General features: G+C 70.3%; 17 protein-coding genes and 2 tRNA genes. 9 read left to right on the forward strand and 10 right to left on the reverse strand.

What is annotated here, in order from left to right; genetic code table 11:
• From ACSNN9_RS23365 to ACSNN9_RS23375, 3 genes are all read right to left on the reverse strand, one after another.
• The coding region (locus ACSNN9_RS23365; RefSeq protein WP_436675390.1) for a hypothetical protein at window positions 1-1,535 on the reverse strand (1,535 nt) is incomplete at its 3' end.
• 50 nt (window positions 1,536-1,585) lie between these two features.
• The gene (locus ACSNN9_RS23370; RefSeq protein WP_436675391.1) at window positions 1,586-2,233 is read right to left on the reverse strand and encodes a 2'-5' RNA ligase family protein; all 648 of its coding nucleotides are present in this window, start codon (window positions 2,231-2,233) and stop codon (window positions 1,586-1,588) included.
• 11 nt (window positions 2,234-2,244) lie between these two features.
• Entirely contained in the window at window positions 2,245-3,030 is a 786-nt protein-coding gene (locus ACSNN9_RS23375) for a GntR family transcriptional regulator (RefSeq protein WP_436675392.1), read from the reverse strand.
• 197 nt (window positions 3,031-3,227) lie between these two features.
• Between ACSNN9_RS23375 and ACSNN9_RS23380 the strand changes: the two genes are divergently transcribed.
• The 8 genes from ACSNN9_RS23380 (at window position 3,228) to ACSNN9_RS23415 (ending at window position 9,965) form a co-directional block, all read left to right on the forward strand.
• Window positions 3,228-3,653, forward strand: coding sequence for a hypothetical protein (locus tag ACSNN9_RS23380; protein WP_436675393.1), 426 nt, complete (start codon window positions 3,228-3,230; stop codon window positions 3,651-3,653).
• 167 nt (window positions 3,654-3,820) lie between these two features.
• Entirely contained in the window at window positions 3,821-4,204 is a 384-nt protein-coding gene (locus ACSNN9_RS23385; protein WP_436675394.1) for a hypothetical protein, read from the forward strand.
• Between the two features lie 3 nt (window positions 4,205-4,207).
• Window positions 4,208-5,638, forward strand: coding sequence for an FtsK/SpoIIIE domain-containing protein (locus tag ACSNN9_RS23390; protein WP_436675395.1), 1,431 nt, complete (start codon window positions 4,208-4,210; stop codon window positions 5,636-5,638).
• Complete coding sequence (locus ACSNN9_RS23395) at window positions 5,635-6,300, forward strand: DUF2637 domain-containing protein (protein WP_436675396.1); 666 nt, start codon at window positions 5,635-5,637, stop codon at window positions 6,298-6,300. The genes ACSNN9_RS23390 and ACSNN9_RS23395 overlap by 4 nt, the downstream gene beginning before the upstream one ends.
• Window positions 6,297-6,941 carry a GGDEF domain-containing protein gene (locus tag ACSNN9_RS23400; RefSeq protein WP_436675397.1) on the forward strand — a complete coding sequence of 215 codons (645 nt, stop codon included), beginning with the start codon at window positions 6,297-6,299 and terminating at the stop codon, window positions 6,939-6,941. The genes ACSNN9_RS23395 and ACSNN9_RS23400 overlap by 4 nt, the downstream gene beginning before the upstream one ends.
• Window positions 6,938-8,650 carry a replication initiator gene (locus tag ACSNN9_RS23405; RefSeq protein ID WP_436675398.1) on the forward strand — a complete coding sequence of 571 codons (1,713 nt, stop codon included), beginning with the start codon at window positions 6,938-6,940 and terminating at the stop codon, window positions 8,648-8,650. Before ACSNN9_RS23400 ends, ACSNN9_RS23405 begins: the two co-directional genes overlap by 4 nt.
• Window positions 8,647-8,835 (forward strand): helix-turn-helix domain-containing protein, encoded by a 189-nt coding sequence (locus tag ACSNN9_RS23410; RefSeq protein WP_436675399.1) that lies wholly within the window; start codon window positions 8,647-8,649, stop codon window positions 8,833-8,835. The genes ACSNN9_RS23405 and ACSNN9_RS23410 overlap by 4 nt, the downstream gene beginning before the upstream one ends.
• Window positions 8,832-9,965, forward strand: a complete 1,134-nt coding sequence (locus tag ACSNN9_RS23415) for a tyrosine-type recombinase/integrase (RefSeq protein WP_436675400.1) — start codon at window positions 8,832-8,834, stop codon at window positions 9,963-9,965. Before ACSNN9_RS23410 ends, ACSNN9_RS23415 begins: the two co-directional genes overlap by 4 nt.
• A gap of 14 nt (window positions 9,966-9,979) precedes the next feature.
• Here ACSNN9_RS23415 and ACSNN9_RS23420 read toward each other — a convergent pair.
• From ACSNN9_RS23420 to ACSNN9_RS23445, 6 genes are all read right to left on the reverse strand, one after another.
• Window positions 9,980-10,056 (reverse strand) — tRNA-Ile (locus ACSNN9_RS23420).
• A gap of 63 nt (window positions 10,057-10,119) precedes the next feature.
• Complete coding sequence (locus ACSNN9_RS23425; RefSeq protein ID WP_436675401.1) at window positions 10,120-11,811, reverse strand: M16 family metallopeptidase; 1,692 nt, start codon at window positions 11,809-11,811, stop codon at window positions 10,120-10,122.
• Window positions 11,808-12,761 (reverse strand): hypothetical protein, encoded by a 954-nt coding sequence (locus tag ACSNN9_RS23430; protein ID WP_436675402.1) that lies wholly within the window; start codon window positions 12,759-12,761, stop codon window positions 11,808-11,810. Before ACSNN9_RS23430 ends, ACSNN9_RS23425 begins: the two co-directional genes overlap by 4 nt.
• A 43-nt stretch (window positions 12,762-12,804) precedes the next feature.
• On the reverse strand, window positions 12,805-14,043 hold the full coding sequence (locus ACSNN9_RS23435) for an NAD(P)/FAD-dependent oxidoreductase (protein ID WP_436675403.1): 1,239 nt from the start codon (window positions 14,041-14,043) through the stop codon (window positions 12,805-12,807).
• Window positions 14,033-14,446, reverse strand: a complete 414-nt coding sequence (locus tag ACSNN9_RS23440) for an MMPL family transporter (RefSeq protein WP_436675404.1) — start codon at window positions 14,444-14,446, stop codon at window positions 14,033-14,035. The genes ACSNN9_RS23435 and ACSNN9_RS23440 overlap by 11 nt, the downstream gene beginning before the upstream one ends.
• A gap of 258 nt (window positions 14,447-14,704) precedes the next feature.
• Window positions 14,705-14,777: transfer RNA gene (locus ACSNN9_RS23445), tRNA-Asn, on the reverse strand.
• A gap of 271 nt (window positions 14,778-15,048) precedes the next feature.
• Between ACSNN9_RS23445 and ACSNN9_RS23450 the strand changes: the two genes are divergently transcribed.
• Window positions 15,049-15,453, forward strand: a complete 405-nt coding sequence (locus ACSNN9_RS23450; RefSeq protein WP_436675405.1) for a hypothetical protein — start codon at window positions 15,049-15,051, stop codon at window positions 15,451-15,453.
• 92 nt (window positions 15,454-15,545) lie between these two features.
• Here ACSNN9_RS23450 and ACSNN9_RS23455 read toward each other — a convergent pair whose 3' ends face one another.
• The gene (locus tag ACSNN9_RS23455; protein WP_358089005.1) at window positions 15,546-16,553 is read right to left on the reverse strand and encodes a sugar phosphate isomerase/epimerase family protein; all 1,008 of its coding nucleotides are present in this window, start codon (window positions 16,551-16,553) and stop codon (window positions 15,546-15,548) included.
• Between the last annotated feature and the right edge of the window lie 210 nt (window positions 16,554-16,763).

Below are 16,763 nucleotides of genomic sequence, written 5' to 3' on the forward strand. Positions count from 1 at the left end.
GAGTCCTGTTCCAGTCCCGCGCGGATTTTTCTGCGATACGTGGCGGCCAACTCCCCGAAGATGGCCGGATCGAACTGGGGGCGTTCCACTTGGATCACGAAGTGTGTTTCTGAGTCATAGAGCCACCACTCGATGTCGGATGACGTCGCGTGGAAAGTTCCCCACAGTTGAGCCTGATCCTTGCTTGGCTGCATCGGGTTGCCGTTTGCTTTCCATCGCTCCCGGTTTGCTAGCGCGCGATAGAAGCGGAACGACCAATGGGCTCTTTTTTCATCACTCAAATAGCTGCTCAACGCTTCTCGCTGTTTGCGAGTCCCGAAATTCATCACCCTTAGGTCGAGGATCCCCGAAAGCGTCGGATAGCGACTGCGGGCCGCTTCCTGGTTAGCAACGTGCGTAAAGTAGTCATATACGTTCCGTGCGGCCGTCAGTGCCTCGACGGCTTCCGCAGCAGTCGCTTGTTGTCCTCCGTGTGCCACTCGGTTTCGCTTGTCGGCCACGGCCTTGCGCCATGCCATCAAGACCGGTGCAGTGGCCAGGTCCCAGGTTCCGCCCATCCTGGTGTAGTGAGATTGAACCCGCTTGACGACACCGTCGCTGAGTAGCTGGCCTGCGTCTGCTGGAAGCTCTCGGTCCCACCACAGCAGGTGGAGTAGGACGAGGTCGAACAGGGACTCGCAGGCTTGAGCGGCTAGGAGAATGCACGACGATGGCTTGCTCTCAAGGTAAAGGGCCCGGTAGGCCGCAGCCATAAACCTGTAGAACGAGCTGATTTCTAGGTTTTTGTTTTGCGCGTTTAGGATTGTGGTAAGTAGCTCAAAATGAGACGCTTGCACATGCAAGCTCGGTAGATTCGCCGCAAGTTCGATCCGGGGGTCAGATTCGGAGGTAATGAAGACCCCGTGGTCTTCCTGAAGCTTGTCTTGCAGGTCGAATTCCTTGACCGATGCGAACTGGCTATCTCTAAAGGCATGGCTTGCCAGCGGTGCGTACGGGAATGGAATTGCGTAGGTAAGTCCATCTGCAAGCGCGGCAATTGCTTGAGTCGCCGAGTGCATAGTTCGTTCGATGGCCATGTCACGACATGCGGTGCAACCCACGGTTACCGACCAGCGCGCAACGATTTCCGCGTAGTGTCGGATCGCCGGTGACGGGTCTGATGACCTTAGGCGCTTTTTTATCTGCCGTTGGGCGGTCGAGGAGAGGCCCCATAGTGAGGCAGCTACTGCGACGTCTTCTGCGTCTAGGTGGTTATGGTCGCCCGCGATTGTTGGCCTCTTGACAAGGCGCAATCTAGTGACGCTTCGTCGCCAGATTGGGGAAGGCGGCAGGGCTTGCGACTCGTCGGTTTCAGGACCGGGCAGGATGTTTGGGAACGCATAGGGGTCTGCCAGAATTGCCGTGACATCGAAGGTCGTGCCACTTGGAATTGGAATTTCTTCTTGAAGTTTAAAAAGGGCGCGAACTTCTGAATATCCATTTCGCGGATGGTCGCCCTGGCCGTGGTTGTTCCCGGCTGACGAGTTCGAAACCATCACCACTCCTCATTTTCGGACAGCCAAGATCCTCGTTAATTCGATCGCAGCTAGCTGAGCTTGAGTTGAGCGACCCGCTGCCACACGTACATGCGTTGGTCACGGTGCATCTCAATCAGGTCGACGTGCCTGATCGTGACGGGGACGGGCTGAGGAGCAATTGACTGCACAGCCCTTACGTATGGTTCGGCTGGGCCGTCGGCAGTCAGGTAGGCGACGCTTACGTGAGGCCGGTATCGGTTGGGGTCCTCGGGGACCTGGTCCTCACCGACGACGTGTCCGATGGCGGTCCGGGTAGCGGCTCGTAGCCGTTGGACAGGCTCGGCAGGTAGCGCGGGCATGACGATGGCCTCGTCAGCCACAACGATCTCCCCGAACTCGACAGCGACCGCGGGTAGTTGCGCGAGCTGCTTGCCCGCCTCCTCGATGATGGCGGCCAGTGTCGCGTCGCTGGTTTCGTCGGTGAAGCCGATGCCCTGCATGGTGAGGTGTAGCCACTGGTCCGGGATCAGCGTTGCGGTGGGGGCTGCGGCCAGTGCGGACCGGTACGAGTCCACCAGGCGGTACAGCTCGGGTTGGTTCTCGAAGGTCACGTGGAAGGCGTAGAAGCGGCGCCCGACGCGCCATCCGGGCCGCCACCACCAGTGGTCACGGACATGGTCGGCATGTTGCCCGGGTGCAAGGTCTGCGAATGACACGACTTCTCCTGTCAGACTTCGGAGTGCGCTTCGGGCTCGGTGGCCGTTGGTTCCACCTGGTAGTCGTCGATGACCATGATTCGGTCGGCTGGCCATACCGACTCCGATACTTCGAGGATGCTGCCGTCTTCGGCTCGGGCCGTGTGGATCACGTGCATGACTGGGGCACCCATGGGCAGGGCGAGGGCTGCTGCTTCATCGGCGGTGGGAAGGCGGGCCACCCACTGGTCTCGCGCCGTCGTGTAGCGCTTGCCGCTGAGGTCTTCCACGCAAAGGAACAGTCCCTTCGGGACCACCGTGGGTTCCTCTAGGTAGGTACCGGCGGCGATCTCGGCGGGGATGTAGCTCGCCCCGATCTCCTCCGGCTTGCCCGTCTCCCGGTCGTAAAGGTTGCGACGGCGAACCACGATCTCCGTGCCTGGCTCGATGCCGATGACTTCGGCGATGTGCGCGGGCACCGGGGTGCGCCCGGCAAAGACGATCTCGTGCCGAAGGTGCGCGGTGAGCAGCCGCTGATCCTTGCGCGCTCGCCCGTAGCGGTCTCGGGATCGACGGTGCAGCCGGCGGCTTTCACGCACGAACGTGCCGACGCCGTGACGGGACTCGATCAGTCCTTCGGCCCGGAGTACCCCGATGGCGTTCCGGAGAGTGATCGGGCTGACTCGGAAGCGCTCTGCGAGAGCTGTCTCAGCGGGAAGCCGGTTGTCCGGCTTGAACTTGCCCTCGCGGACTTCCCTGCGTAGCTGGGCCGCGATCTGCAAGTACTTGGGTGCCTTGGCACCGAGGTCGTCGGTCATGTCTGCCCCATCCTGGGCCGGTCCTATGGAGGTCTACCCCTCTTGACCACGGTAGCGCCGATGCATCCTCCACCTCTCGGCAACATCGGTCCTATAGAGGTCTTGATGACTGCGTCGGAAGCACCTACAGTCCTCTATAGGTCTTCGGACCCGCCAAGACCGGCAGAGGGCCGGCGGCGACATCAAGGAGTGCCGAGATGGCTGTCCCGAATTCGATCAAGGTTCCGGTTCCGTTCGAGTACGTCTTCCCGCACGGGGCGCTGTGCCTCGGGGTGGAGCCGGTGACGGACTTCGACAAGCGCGGCCAGGGCGACGACCAGGCGCGTGACAAGGACACGGGCGAGCGGCTGTGGGTGGTCAAGGTGCTGGACCTGGACCCGGAGGCCGGGAAGTTCGGCGGGTCGAAGGAAGTGAAGGTGAAGATCGCCGCCCCGGTGCAGCCGGTGCCGCCGGCGTCGAAGATCCCGGGCTATCCGCCGGCGGTGGAGTTCACCAACGTGACCCTCACGCCGTATGTCGACTCGCAGCGGTGCAAGGGCTCGGGGAAGTGCCGGGCGCGTCAGGCGTGGTCGATCCGCGCGGGCGCCATGACCGAACCCGCCGCCGTGAAGCAGGCGGCCTGACCATATCTCGACGCGCGGGGCGGGCTTCCTCGGCCAAGACGACTCCCGCCCCGCGCACTAACCCGTTCTCCCTGGAAGGAGTTGGGCTGATGCCCACGCTAGCTGACGCTGCCCGCATCGTCGGGAATCCGCGCCCCGGCCTCCGCCGCACGACCCACCGTCGGACCGTGATGCGCCTCGCCGGCCCCGGTATCCGGGCCGTCCGCGAGGTCTACACCACCGTTCCCTCCGACGCCGTCCGCGTCGCCGCCCTGGTCGAGATCTCCGCCGCCGCTGCCGCCCTGGCGCGGACGGTGATGAAGCTGCGTCACCTCGACCCGGACCTGATCGCCCCGCACGTGTCCGACCGCGTCGACCTGCGCGCGGTGCTCGGTCGGGGCCGGTGGCTGCCGACCATGACCCGCCACGTCCCCGCCCCGGAGTCCGGGCCGGTGGACCTGGCCGCGTTGATGCCGGCCCGGATGCCGGTGCGCCGCCGGGTGATCCGCCGTGCCGGTGCGCCGGGGCAGGGCTCCCTGTTCACCGCCGCCGCCACGGGCGGGGAGGGCTGAGGGATGCCGCTGGTCAACGTGATCCGGGGCGACCGGATCGACTCCGCTCCGATCAACGTCCGTACCCCCTTCGTGCGCATCCCGATGTGGCTGGCCCTGTCCTGGTGGACCGCCAAGGCTCTCGGCCGCCTGGTCCTGGTCCTCATCCGCTTCTGGTACGTCACCGCCCCGGCCGCGTTCTTCGCCTGGCTGTACCTCCGGTTCGGGTGGCTCGGTCCCGCCGTCGTGGTGGCTGCTGTCGCCCTCGTGTCGACGGTGTGGGCGTTGGCGCATCGGGCGTCGTGGCTGCGGTTCGGGTGGTGGCCGGTTCTGTCCCGCTACCGCCGGATGGTCTACCGCCGTAACTGGCACGCCGCGATGGTGACCGCGAAGCTGGCCGTCTCCTTCGACTCGCACACGGTCCTGCCGGTGCTGCGTCGGGTCCGCTGCTCCTCGGGCGTCGATGTGGTGACGGTGCGGATGGTGACCGGGCAGATCCCCGACGACTTCGCCAAGGTGGCAGAACGCCTCGCCCACACCTTCGGCGTCCGCCAGGTCAAAGCCGCACCCGGCCCGCGTCCGGATGTGGTGCTGCTGCACCTGTTCCGCGGTGACCCCCTCGCCAAACTCGTCCGCCCGGTCCCAGTGCCAGCGGTCCCGGAGTTCACCGCCCTGCCCGTCGGTCGGCAGGAAGACGGCGACGGCTACGACCTACGCCTGTTCGGCACACAGGTCCTCGTCGTGGGCGCCACCGGTTCCGGGAAGGGCTCGGTCATCTGGTCCGTGGTCCGCTCCCTGGCCGCCGGGGTCACCTCCGGCCTCGTCCAGATCTGGGGCCTGGACCCCAAGGGCGGCATGGAGTTGGGCATGGGCGCGCCGATGTTCACCCGCTTCGCCCGCAAGGACTACACGGCCATGTGCGAGCTGATCGAGGAGGCCGCCACGGTCGCGAAGGAGCGGGCCGCCAAGCTGTACGGCCGGACCCGCCAGCACACGCCGACGCCGGATGAGCCCCTGATCGTCCTGGTCATCGATGAGCTGGCCAACCTGACCGCCTACCTCACCGACCGGCAGCTCAAAGACCGGATCAAGGCCGCCCTGTCGATCCTGCTGTCGCAGGGCCGCGCGGTCGGCGTGCACGTCGTCGCCGCCATCCAGGACCCCCGCAAGGAGGTGCTGCCGTTCCGCGACCTCTTCCCCACCCGCATCGGCCTTCGGCTCGCGGAAGCGGCCCAGGTCGATCTCGTGCTCGGTGAGGGGATGCGGGACCGCGGGGCGTTGTGTGACCGCATCCCGCAGTCCCTGCCCGGCGTCGGGTTCGTGGTCATCGACGGTGACCCGACCCCGATGCGCGTCCGGTTCTCCTACCTGACTGATGACGAGATCCGCGACATGGCCCAGACCTACGGCCGGCTGCGCGTGATCGACGGCGAGATCCTGGAAGGTGCCGCATGAAGCCCCACCCGACCGCCACCCGCGCCGACCGGGTCGAGGGCCTGGTCCTGGTCGTCATCCTCCTGCTCGTCGCCGGCTTCGCGGGCGCCGCATCGTTCACCCACGTCAAGGACTGGACCCTCGACAACAGCCCCACCGGCACGGGCGAGTGGTTCGGCTGGGCCAACGCCGTCATCTCCGAACTCGTCCCGGTCGCCGCCCTGCTGACCATCCGCCGCCGACGCCGCGCCGGTGACTCGATCCGGTACCCGATGTTCCTGCTCGTCGCCGCCGTCGCCCTGTCCCTCGCCGCCCAGCTCGCCGTCGCCAAGCCTGGCCTGTCCGGGTGGCTGCTGTCCGCCGTGCCCGCGCTGGCGTTCATGGGGCTGTCCAAGCTCGTCCTCGCCACTGCCCCGGTTCCCGTACCGGCCGAGGAACCCGCCCCGGCTGCGGCGCCTGCACCGCCGGCCACGGCTCCGCTCGCCCGACCGGTCACGCCGCCCGCTGCTGCGGTTGAGCCGACTCCGCCCGCCGCTGCGCCAGAACCGGTCGCCATGGTCCCGGTCGACCCGCCCCGTCCCGCCCTGGTCGCCCCGGCACCTGTCGCTCCACTGGCTCCGGTGTCGCCGGCCGCGTTCACCCGCCGCAACGGCGTCCCGCTGATCGGAGAGGTGACCCGATGACCGACCACCTGTTCTCCGGCCTGTTCCTCGTCGCTGGCCTCGCCCTGTTCGTCTGGCACCGCTACTGCCTCTACGTCGCCCGCTACGAGCTGGCCGCCCTGCAACGTGCCACCCTCCGCGACCCGCTCACCGGCCTCGCAAACCGCGCCGGCCTCGCCGCCGGGTGGGAGCAGCTCGCCCCGCTGCGGCCATGGGTCGCCGTGGTCGACCTGGACGGCTTCAAGCCCGTCAACGACACCCACGGCCATGCCGCCGGAGACCTGGTCCTCACCGCCGTCGCGCAACGCCTGCGGTCGGTCCACGGCATCACGGCCCGGCTCGGTGGGGACGAGTTCGCCGCCCTCCTGCTCGACCCCAACCCGGCTGCGGCTGCCCGCCAACTCGCCGCCGCCATCGCAGCCCCGGTCCGGCTGCCCTCCGGCATCGCGGTGTCGGTGACCGCGAGCATCGGCCTCGCTCCGGCCAGCCCGTCCGGCCTGGCTGCTGCCCTGGCCGACGCTGATGCGGCCATGTATCGGGCCAAGACCACTCGGGCCAGCGTGGTCGCCTTCGACCCGCTGCGGGATGACCACGCCACTGCCGACCCCCGCCCCGCTCTGCGGGTCCGTGATTTGCCCCCCGCCGTGGGGGTGGGCCAATGACCGTCACCCCGCTGCCCGGCCTCGCTGCCCCTGCCCTCGTGGGGGAGCCGAGGCCGGGCTCCCGGGCCGCCCGGATGCTCATGCCCCGCTCCGTCGACGTCGTCAAAGACCTCGCCGCCGACTACGGCGTCTGCACCCGACCCGTCTCCCTGCGCCGCACCGACCTGGACTCGGGCCGGACCGAGGTCATCGACATGCCGTGCGGCGCCACTCAAGAGGCGAAGTGCCCCGCCTGCGCCAAGCGAGCTCGGCGGCTGCGGCAGCAGCAGATCCGCGAGGGCTGGCACCGTACCGACGAACCCGACCCCGGACCCGAGCCGGCTACCGACGCGCAACGCGGCCTGATCGTCGCCCGCGCCCACCTGGAATTCGCCCGCGACGAAGCCGCCCGCGCCTCGCAGTGGGACCAGGTGACCGACCTGGACGACGCGATCGCGGAGCTGGAAGGCCAGATCACCACCGAAGGACTCCGGGGCCGGCCCGCCCCGCCCCACGGCGAGGACCAGGAGGACGGCGACGGCAAGCGTCGGGTCCGGTCGACCAAGCGGCGGCAGGACGCCCCGGACCTGCCCCGCCTGCCGGTGGAGAACCGGACCGTAGGGCGGACTTATGAGGGTCGGGCGGGGATGATGTTCCGGCCGTCGATGTTCCTCACCCTCACGCTCGGCTCCTACGGCCGCGTCCACTCCGACGGCACCCCGGTCAACCCGGACGCCTACGACTACCGACGGGCCGCGTGGGACGCGGTGCACTTCCCCCGTCTGCTCGACCGGTTCTGGCAGAACCTGCGCCGCGCGGTCGGCTGGAACGTCCAATACGCCGGAGCCGTCGAACCACAACGCCGCCTCGCCCCACACGCGCACTTCGCCATCCGGGGCACCATCCCCCGGGCGCTGGTGCGGCAGGTCGCCGCCGCCACCTACCACCAGGTGTGGTGGCCCTCGGTCGACGTCCGGGTCTATCAACTGGGGCAGGCACCGCAGTGGGATGCCGACGCGGGCGGGTACGCCGACCCGGACAGCGGGGAACTTCTGCCGTCGTGGGATGACGCCCTGGACCTGCTCGACGCCGACCCCGACGCCGAACCCGTGCACGTCGTGCGGTTCGGTGTGCAGGTCGACGCCAAAGGTGTCCTCGCCGGCACCAAGGACGCCGACCGGTGCGTCGGCTACATCACCAAGTACCTGACCAAGCAAGCCGCCGACTGCCACCAGATCACCACCGGCCGGCAGCGGGCGCACCTAGAACGGCTCTGGCAGGAACTGCGGCACACGCCCTGTTCCGAGCGGTGCGCCAACTGGCTGCTCTACGGCGTCCAGCCGAAGAAAGCCAAGCAAGGGCTGCGGCCGGGCAACTGCAAGAACAAGGTCCACAAGCGGGACACCCTCGGCATCGGCGGTCGACGCGTCCTCATCTCCCGACAGTGGTCCGGCAAGACGCTGACCGATCACCGGGCCGACCGCCGCGACTGGGTCAAAGCCCTCCTCGGCGTCACCACCGACGCCGACACCGCCCCGGCCGGCAGCGAACAACGCCACGCCTGGGAACTCGCCCGACCAACCGACCCCGACGTTGCGCCCCTCGGCCACCGGGTCCTACGCGCCATCTCCGAACGCATCCAATGGCGCGTCCAACTCGACACCGCCAGACGTAACCAGGCACCACCCGATGTTTCGGCAACCGCCACGGCTCAGGAGGGAGCAGCATGAAGACCCGGACCATCGAACCGCTGTGGACGGCTGAGGACGTGTCGACCTTCCTCGGCATCCCGGTGAGCACCCTCTACCAGTGGCGGTACCGCAGGATCGGGCCGAAGGCGTCCCGGGTTGGCCGTCACCTGCGGTACAACCCGGCCGACGTGCGGGCGTGGCTGGAAGAGGCGGCAGACCGATGAGCGTGGTCAAGCGCCCAAACGGGAAGTGGCGTGCCAGGTACAGGGATGCTGCCGGCAAGGAGCACGCTCGGCACTTTGACCGCAAGGTCGACGCTGACCGGTGGCACGCCTCGATGAAGACGGCACTTGCCCGCGGTGAGTGGGTCGATCCGGCTCTCTCGCGGGTCACCGTTGGCGACTGGGCTGCCCGGTGGTTCGCCAATCAAGTGCAGCTCAAGCCGTCGACCCGCCAGCGGTACGGCAGTCTCCTGCGGCGGCAGGTGCTCCCGGTGTGGGAACGCGTACCGCTTTCGGCAGTCACGCACGCGGACGTTGGCGAGTGGGTGCGCCGCATGACGCAGGCCGGTCTTGCGCCGTCCACCGTTCGGCAAGCCCACCGGGTGTTCTCGCTGCTGCTGGCGCTGGCGGTTCGGGATGGTCGGTTGACTCGCAACGTCGCGGCCGGTGTGCGCCTCCCCCGCGTCGGGCGCGCGGACAAGGTGTTCCTGACGCACGGCCAAGTGGGCGAGCTGGCGTCGGCGGCAGAGCCGCACGGGCTGATCATTCGGGTGCTGGCCTACACGGGGCTGCGGTGGGGCGAGCTGGCCGCGCTTCGGGTCCGGCGGGTGGACCTGGTGAAGCGTCGGCTGCTGGTGGCGGAGTCGGTGACCGAGGTCAACGGGCGGGCGGTGTTCGGCACGCCGAAGACGCACCAACGCCGGTCGGTGCCGCTCCCCCGGTTCCTGGTCGAGCCGATCGCCGCGCAGATCGCCGGCCGTTCCGGTGACGAGCTGGTGTTCACGTCCCCGGCCGGCGGGGTGCTGCGCAACAACAACTTCCGTCGCCGCGTGTTCGACCGCGCTGCGGAGTCGATCGGCCTCACTGGCCTGACGCCGCACGAGCTGCGGCACACGGCGGCCAGTCTCGCCGTAGCCGAGGGCGCCAACGTGAAGGCGGTGCAGCGGATGCTCGGGCACGCCTCGGCGGCCATGACGCTGGACGTGTACGCGGACCTCTTCGAGGACGACCTGGACCAGGTGGCGGACCGCCTCGACCGGGCGGCGGGTCGTGCTGCTGCGGACTCAGTGCGGACTGCGGGCGTCGGTCCGGACCTCGATGCGGTCGGTCCGGGTCGTCGGCAGCATCGCTGAGCAGGGAAAACGGATGGTGGGGCGGGCGGGACTCGAACCCGCGACCGAGGGATTATGAGTCCCCTGCTCTAACCGGCTGAGCTACCGCCCCAATACCGCGCCGGATCCTATCCCGCCCGGTGGATCACCGGCCAGCACGAAACGGCGCCGTCGCTCATCGGCGTCGTCGGCGTAGCAGCACGATGGGCAACGCGAGGATAACAGTGAGCAGCCACCCCACCGCGATGACGCCCCACAGCCAGCCCTCGTCGCTCTCGGCGGTCTCGGTGATGAACATGCCGAGGGTCAGCAGGAAGGTCCCCCCGCCGATCACCAGCGCGGCGAGACCGCTGACGACCATCAGCGGGATCTCCCACCAGGAACGCTTCACCGGCTCCCGCCGTTCGGCGCCGCCAGCGGCCCGTGGCTGCGGGATGCGGTCCGGGTCGCGGGCCGGCATGGCGACCTGCCGGTCGGCCGGCACCTGGGAGTCGATCACCCTGATCGCGCCGGGGTGCAGGTCGAACATGGTCGGTTCGATGCGCATGGAGATGGCGTCGTCGCCGATGAGCTGGCGGGCGCCGTCGGGCCAGACGAGCATCAGGGCGCATTCGGCGTACCGCACGGTGAGCGGGCCGCCGTGGCCGAGCCAGCTCACGCCGTCCACGCCGACGTGCAGCTCGCCGTCGCCCTCCTTCTCCCGGTAGGCGGTGCCGGCGACCGTGTCGGCCGAGCGGGTGGGCGCCGCGGCGAAGCCGGCCCAGTCGGCCCGGTGCCCCTCGGGCACCATCAGCAGCGCGCCGGCCAGCGCCTCCCGGGCCACCTCGTGCACGTCGTCGGTGCTGACGGCCTTCAACTCGGCCCGGTGCTCGTCGACCGTGAGGTTGCGCTCCCCGGTGAGCACGTTGAAGGCGTACGACGGCAGCCGCGCCGCGTCCACCTCGGCGGTGCCGAGGAAGTCCTCCCGCTTCGCCACGACGGCGTCGAGGTCGGCCTGTTCGATCCGGCCGACGCGCAGCTTGGCGAGCGTGTCGACGAAGCCGCCGAGCACGGCGTCCTGCTTCTCCGGCAGCGCGTCGGCCAGCGCCCGCAGCGTCGCGTGGCCGTCGCCGCGCGGCTCGTAGCCGGCGGTGGTCTGGTAGGAGAGCCCGCCGTCCTGGCGCAGCGCCCGGTACAGCTCACGCTCCAGCACCCCGGCGAAGACGCTCGCCGCGGTCCGGCGCCGCACGACGGCGTCCAGCACCACCGCCCGCGAGCCGCCGACGAAGTACGCGGGGGTCTGCGGCAGCGCCGACGACGCCGCCGGCACCGGCTGCCGTACGCCTGCGGGCAGCGCCAGGCGCAGGCCGGCGGGCACGGCCTTCCCGGCGATCCAGAGCACCGCGTTCTCCCGGGTGAACCAGCGGGCCGCCCACTGCCGCAGGTCGTCGGCGGTGAGCGCGGACAGCCCCCACTCCGGGTAGCTGGTGATGCCGAAGTCGCGGGCGCCGTGCCGCCACAGCGGGATGTCGTCGACGGCGGCCGCGCCCCGGCTGCTGTGCTCGGTGCGCAGGATCTCCTTCTCCACGTCCAGCCGGCCGGTCGGCAGCTCGGTCAGGTTGGCGCAGACGGAGGTGAGGAAGGTGGCGATGTCCTGCGCGGAGCCCTGCATGTGGAACGTGGTGAACACCGGCGCGGTGGCGCCGTTGACGTGGTAGTCGGCCAGCCCGAGGGGGGCCAGCGCGAGGTGTTCCAGCAGGTGGGTGATGCCGCTGCGGGCGAGCGTCTCGTCGGCGGTGCCGACCCGGAAGGTCAGCCCGGCGCGCATCGGCCCGCCGGTGGGGGCCAGCAGCGTGGGCACCCCGTCCACGTCCAGTTCCTGGATCATGCCCGCCCGCCCTTCGCGTACGCCTTGTCGCGGAACCGCTGGAACTGCTTGGCCGAGTCGCCGTCGATGTAGCCGAACATCGCCTCGTCGCCGAGCGGCCCCATCGCCGCGAACTGCTGCGCCGCCGCCGGGTACTCCTCCAGGAGGCAGAAGGCCATCGCGAAGACGCTGCGTACCCAGACCCAGCCCCAGCCGTCACGGAACTCGGGGTGCCAGATCGACCGCTGCGCCGCCTGGTGGATCTCGCCCCGCACGTGCGAGCCGCGCAGGTGGGCGCTCGCCTCGCGCAGGTTGTCGTGGTCCAGCGCCTCCTCCAGGTGGGCCTCGACCACCAGCACCGCGTTCGGCGCGCCGGGCGGGGCGGCGTCGGCGCACTCCCGGGCGAAGCCGTGTGCCCGCTCCCAGGTTCCGCTCCACTTGGGGCAGAACTGCTGCAGCAGCGACGCCTGGGCCGGCAGGTGGTGGGGGTGGTGCTTGGCGAGCTGGTCGTAGCGGCGGCGGGCCTCGGCCTGGCCGAGCTCGAGACCCCGCGCGTTGGTGATCCGCTGCGTCCACGCCGCCGCGTCGTCCGGGTGCCGGGCGGTGACGTCGATCAGCACCTGCTCGGCGCGCCGCAGGTGGGCGTGGAACTGGGCGAACTGCTCCCGGCTGACGTGCTGGGCCCGGTAGGACGAACGGATCCGCCAGCCGGCCCGGATCAGGTGCGACCCGAGCAGGGTCCCGGCGAGCGCGTCGTCGGGCCGCTGGGCCAGCACTCCCCGGAGGAACTCCTCGATGCCTTCGGCCTCGCCGGCCTCGCCGACGAGGAAGGTCCGGCCGTGCGGGTCCTGCCCGTCGACGAGCGCGCGCAGGGCCGGCCAGTCGCGCGCCGCGAGGGCCGCGCGCACCTGACCGACCTGGGGGTACGCCGCCGCGGCGTCGAAGTCGGGCGGCGGAAGGGGTGCGGGCATGGCGAGGAGCATAAGTGATCATCAACGGGGCGTGACCCTCCGTTCAGCCGGTACGCAGCTCCGTCAGGACGGCCCCGGCGGCGCGCCAGCCGCTGGCCAGGGCGCCCTGGATGGAGGGGCTGTCGCGGTGGTCCCCGGCCACGAAGAGGCCCTCCCCCAGCGCCACCGGCTTGCGCAACCGCCCCTGCGGCGGGGGCGCCGCGGGCAGCGCGTCGGGGATGGACACGGTGCTGAGGTGGGTCCACTCCGTCGTGGACCGGCCGTAGAGGCGGGTGAGTTCCGCCCGCACCATCGGCTCGGGCGGGGCCGACGGGCCGACCACCGAGGTGGCGACCAGGTGCCACCCGGCCGGCGCGTACGTGGGCGCGGCCCGGCTGACCACCACCGTGTTGGCGACGACCTCCCGCCGGTCGCCGTCGACGAGCAGGATCGGCTCATTCAGCGGCGGCTCCTGGGTGCCGTGGTAGTAGGTCGTGTAGCTGTGCGTGCGTACCGCCGGCAGGCCCGGCAGGAGCGTGGTCGCCGCGGGCGGGTCCACGGCGACCACGACGGCGCGGCAGCGGAGGTCGCCGGCCTGGGTGCGGACCCGGCCGGGCGCCACCTCGGCGACCGGGGTGTCCAGGTCGATCAGCTCCGCCGGGAGCGGGTCGGCGACGGCGCGGGGCAGCGCGGCCATCCCCTCGGCGGGCAGGCCGATCCGGCCCCGGGCGAAGGAGCGCAGCACCATCGCCAGCACGTGGCTGGAGGTCTCCAGTTCCCGGTCGACGAGGACGCCCGACAGGAACGGCCGCAGCAACTCCTCGATGATCGCGTCGGAGAGGCCGGCGTGGCGCAGCGCGGTCTCGGTGGTGGTCTCCGGGGTGGCGAGCAGCCGTCCCTTGGGCAGGATGGCGCAGCCGGTGACGAGCGCGGCGAAGCGCAGCCGGTCGAGCAGCGAGCCGACGTTGGCCAGCGCGGTACCGGGCGCGCCGGTGGGTTCGCGCAGGGGGTTCACCAGGCGCGTCAGCCGCTCACCCCTGCGCACCAGCACGCCGGAGGTGAAGTGTCCGAGGCGCAGCCGGTCGACGTCGACCAGGGCGCCCACCCGGGGGTAGGCGGTGTTGAGCACCTGGAAGCCCCGGTCCAGCAGGTAGCCGTCGACCGCGTCGGTGGCGACCCGGCCGCCGAGCCGGCCGCCGGCCTCCAGCAGCCGCCACGGCACGCCCGCGCGGTGCAGCCGCCGGGCCGCGGCCAGCCCGGCCAGGCCGCCGCCGACCACGACCACGTCGGTCTCAGCGAGCATCGTGCGCCTCCCGCTCTCCGTTCGTCCGGGACAGCCGGCCCGGCCACCAGATCCTCGGCCCGATGTCGTACGCCAGCGCGGGCACCAGCAGCGAGCGGACGACGACGGTGTCGAGCAGCACCCCGACCGCGACCGCGACGCCCAGCTCGACCAGCACCACCGGCGGCAGTACGGCCAGCGCGGAGAAGGTCGCGGCGAGCACGATCCCGGCAGAGGTGATCACGCCGCCGGTGACGGCGAGCCCGGTCAGCACGCCGGCCCGGATGCCCCGCCTGACGGACTCCTCGCGGACGCGGCTCATCGGGAAGATGTTGTGGTCGATGCCGAGGGCGACGGCCAGCCACGCCACCACGACCGCCACGGCGACGAGCGTGATCCTGCCGTGGCCACCTCTCCCGGGCATCCGCCCCACCCCATGGATCGACGTGCCAATCGACGCAGCGGGAGTACCGGTCGACAGCGACCATCCTGCCGGGCGAGCGGGCCCGAGGTGGGGGAAACGGGTCGTCCGGGCCAGCCGGGCGCGGTCGCCGGCGGTCCGGCCCGCCGGCACGACGGGAACGGGCGGCCGACGAGCACCCGGCACCGGCGGCAGGAACGGCACCGGCGGCAGAAACGGCGAACGCCCGCCGGGGTGACCGACGGGCGTCTGGTGTGGAAGCTCCCCCGTTTGGACTCGAACCAAAAACCTGCCGGTTAACAGCCGGCTGCTCTGCCAATTGAGCTACGGGGGACCGTTGCGTCGTGCGGCGCCGATCTCGCTGCGCCGTGCGACGGAGACAAGAGTACAGGATTCCCGGGGGTGTTGGTCCAGGGGGTTACCCCCGGGACCGGTGCCCGCGCCACACGACAATAAACCCAGACAAATCGTCATCACGGCACAAGGAGGCATGAGCGGAGAGCAGGATGGGTAGTTAGCTGCGGACAGAGAAGGCAGGCGCGATTTGGTCGCCTCCGGCGGGGTAACCGCCGGACGACGGCGCGTCAGGTACGGAAGGAGCCGCCATGCGCGGAAAGATGATGTTCCTTGGCGGGCTGGCTGCGGGATTCGTCCTGGGCGCCCGTGCCGGTCGGGAAAAGTACGAGGAGCTGGTGATCCGGGGCCGCAAGGTGCTCGACCACCCGACCGTCCAGGAGGCGGCCGGTGTCGCGCAGGCCCAGGCGACCCGCCTCTACAGCGAGGGCAAGGACAAGCTCGGCCAGTCGAAGCTGGGCGAGAAGCTGGGCAGCAACGGCCAGAAGCAGGAGCTGACCGCCGCCGACGACGCGTTCGCCGGCACGCCGGCCACGGTCGGGGCGAAGAGCTCCACCGGGTCGTCGAGCTCGACCTCGACCCCCGGGTCGACGTCGGCCACCGCCACGCCCCGTAGCAAGCCGTCCAGCTCGGGCACCAACGGCAGCACCCTCTGATCGCACCTTCGAGCGGGCCGGTCGCCTTCGGACGACCGGCCCGCTAGTGTGCGTGCCCCGACGCCGGCCGGCTCGGGTGCGCCCCGGGTCGGTCAGTCCTTGCTGGTGAACGCGGCGTCGAAGGCCGCGGCCGGGGCATCGAAGGCGAGCCGGCGGACGAACTGCAACGCCTCCGGGGCACCGACGAGGCGGTCCATCCCGGCGTCCTCCCACTCGATCGAGATCGGGCCGGCGTAGCCGATCGCGTTCAGCGCCCGGAAGCAGTCCTCCCAGGGCACGTCGCCGTGGCCCGTGGAGACGAAGTCCCAGCCCCGCCGCATGTCCGCCCACGGCAGGTGCGAGGCGAGCCGGCCCCGTCGCCCGTCCCCGGTGCGCACCTTCGCGTCCTTGCAGTCGACGTGGTAGATCCGGTCCGCGAAGTCGAAGATGAAGTTCACCGGGTCCAGCTCCTGCCAGACGAAGTGCGACGGATCCCAGTTCAGCCCGAACGCGGGCCGGTGCCCGACCGCCTCCAGCGTCCGCTTCGTCGTCCAGTAGTCGTACGCGATCTCGCTCGGGTGCACCTCGTGGGCGAAGCGCACCCCTGTCTCGTCGAAGACGTCGAGGATCGGGTTCCACCGGTCGGCGAAGTCCTGGTAGCCGCGCTCGATCATCGACGGCGGCACCGGCGGGAACATCGCCAGCGTGTGCCAGATCGACGAGCCGGTGAAGCCGACGACGGTGTCCACCCCCAGCTTCGCCGCTGCCCGGGCGGTGTCCTTGATCTCCTCGGCGGCGCGGCGGCGTACCCCCTCGGGTTCGCCGTCGCCCCAGATCCGGGCGGGCAGGATGCCCTGGTGCCGCTCGTCGATCGGGTGGTCGCAGACGGCCTGGCCGACCAGGTGGTTGGAGATCGCGAAGACGTCCAGGTTGTGCTTCGCCAGGGTCTCCCGCTTCCGCTCGACGTACGAGTCGTCCGCGAGCGCCTTGTCGACCTCGAAGTGGTCGCCCCAGCAGGCGATCTCCAGCCCGTCGTAGCCCCACTCGGCGGCGAGCCGGCAGACCTCGTCGAACGGAAGGTCGGCCCACTGGCCGGTGAAGAGCGTGATGGGTCGCGCCATGGTGCTTCTCCCCTTGTGGTGATGGGGATTCCGTGGGTGCGTGACCGGGGCGAGGGTGACCGGCCGGGGCCGGTGCGCGACGGGCCACGGCGGAGCACCGGTGGGTGCGCGAGCGCACCTGAACCGGCCGGGTTGCGCCTCCCGCCGGTCACCGGCGACCGCCACGGTCGCCGCCCCCACTCTAGAACCGCCGCGCCCCCACGAAAACCC

Source organism: Micromonospora sp. URMC 107, from assembly GCF_051386315.1.
Taxonomy (GTDB): domain Bacteria; phylum Actinomycetota; class Actinomycetes; order Mycobacteriales; family Micromonosporaceae; genus Micromonospora.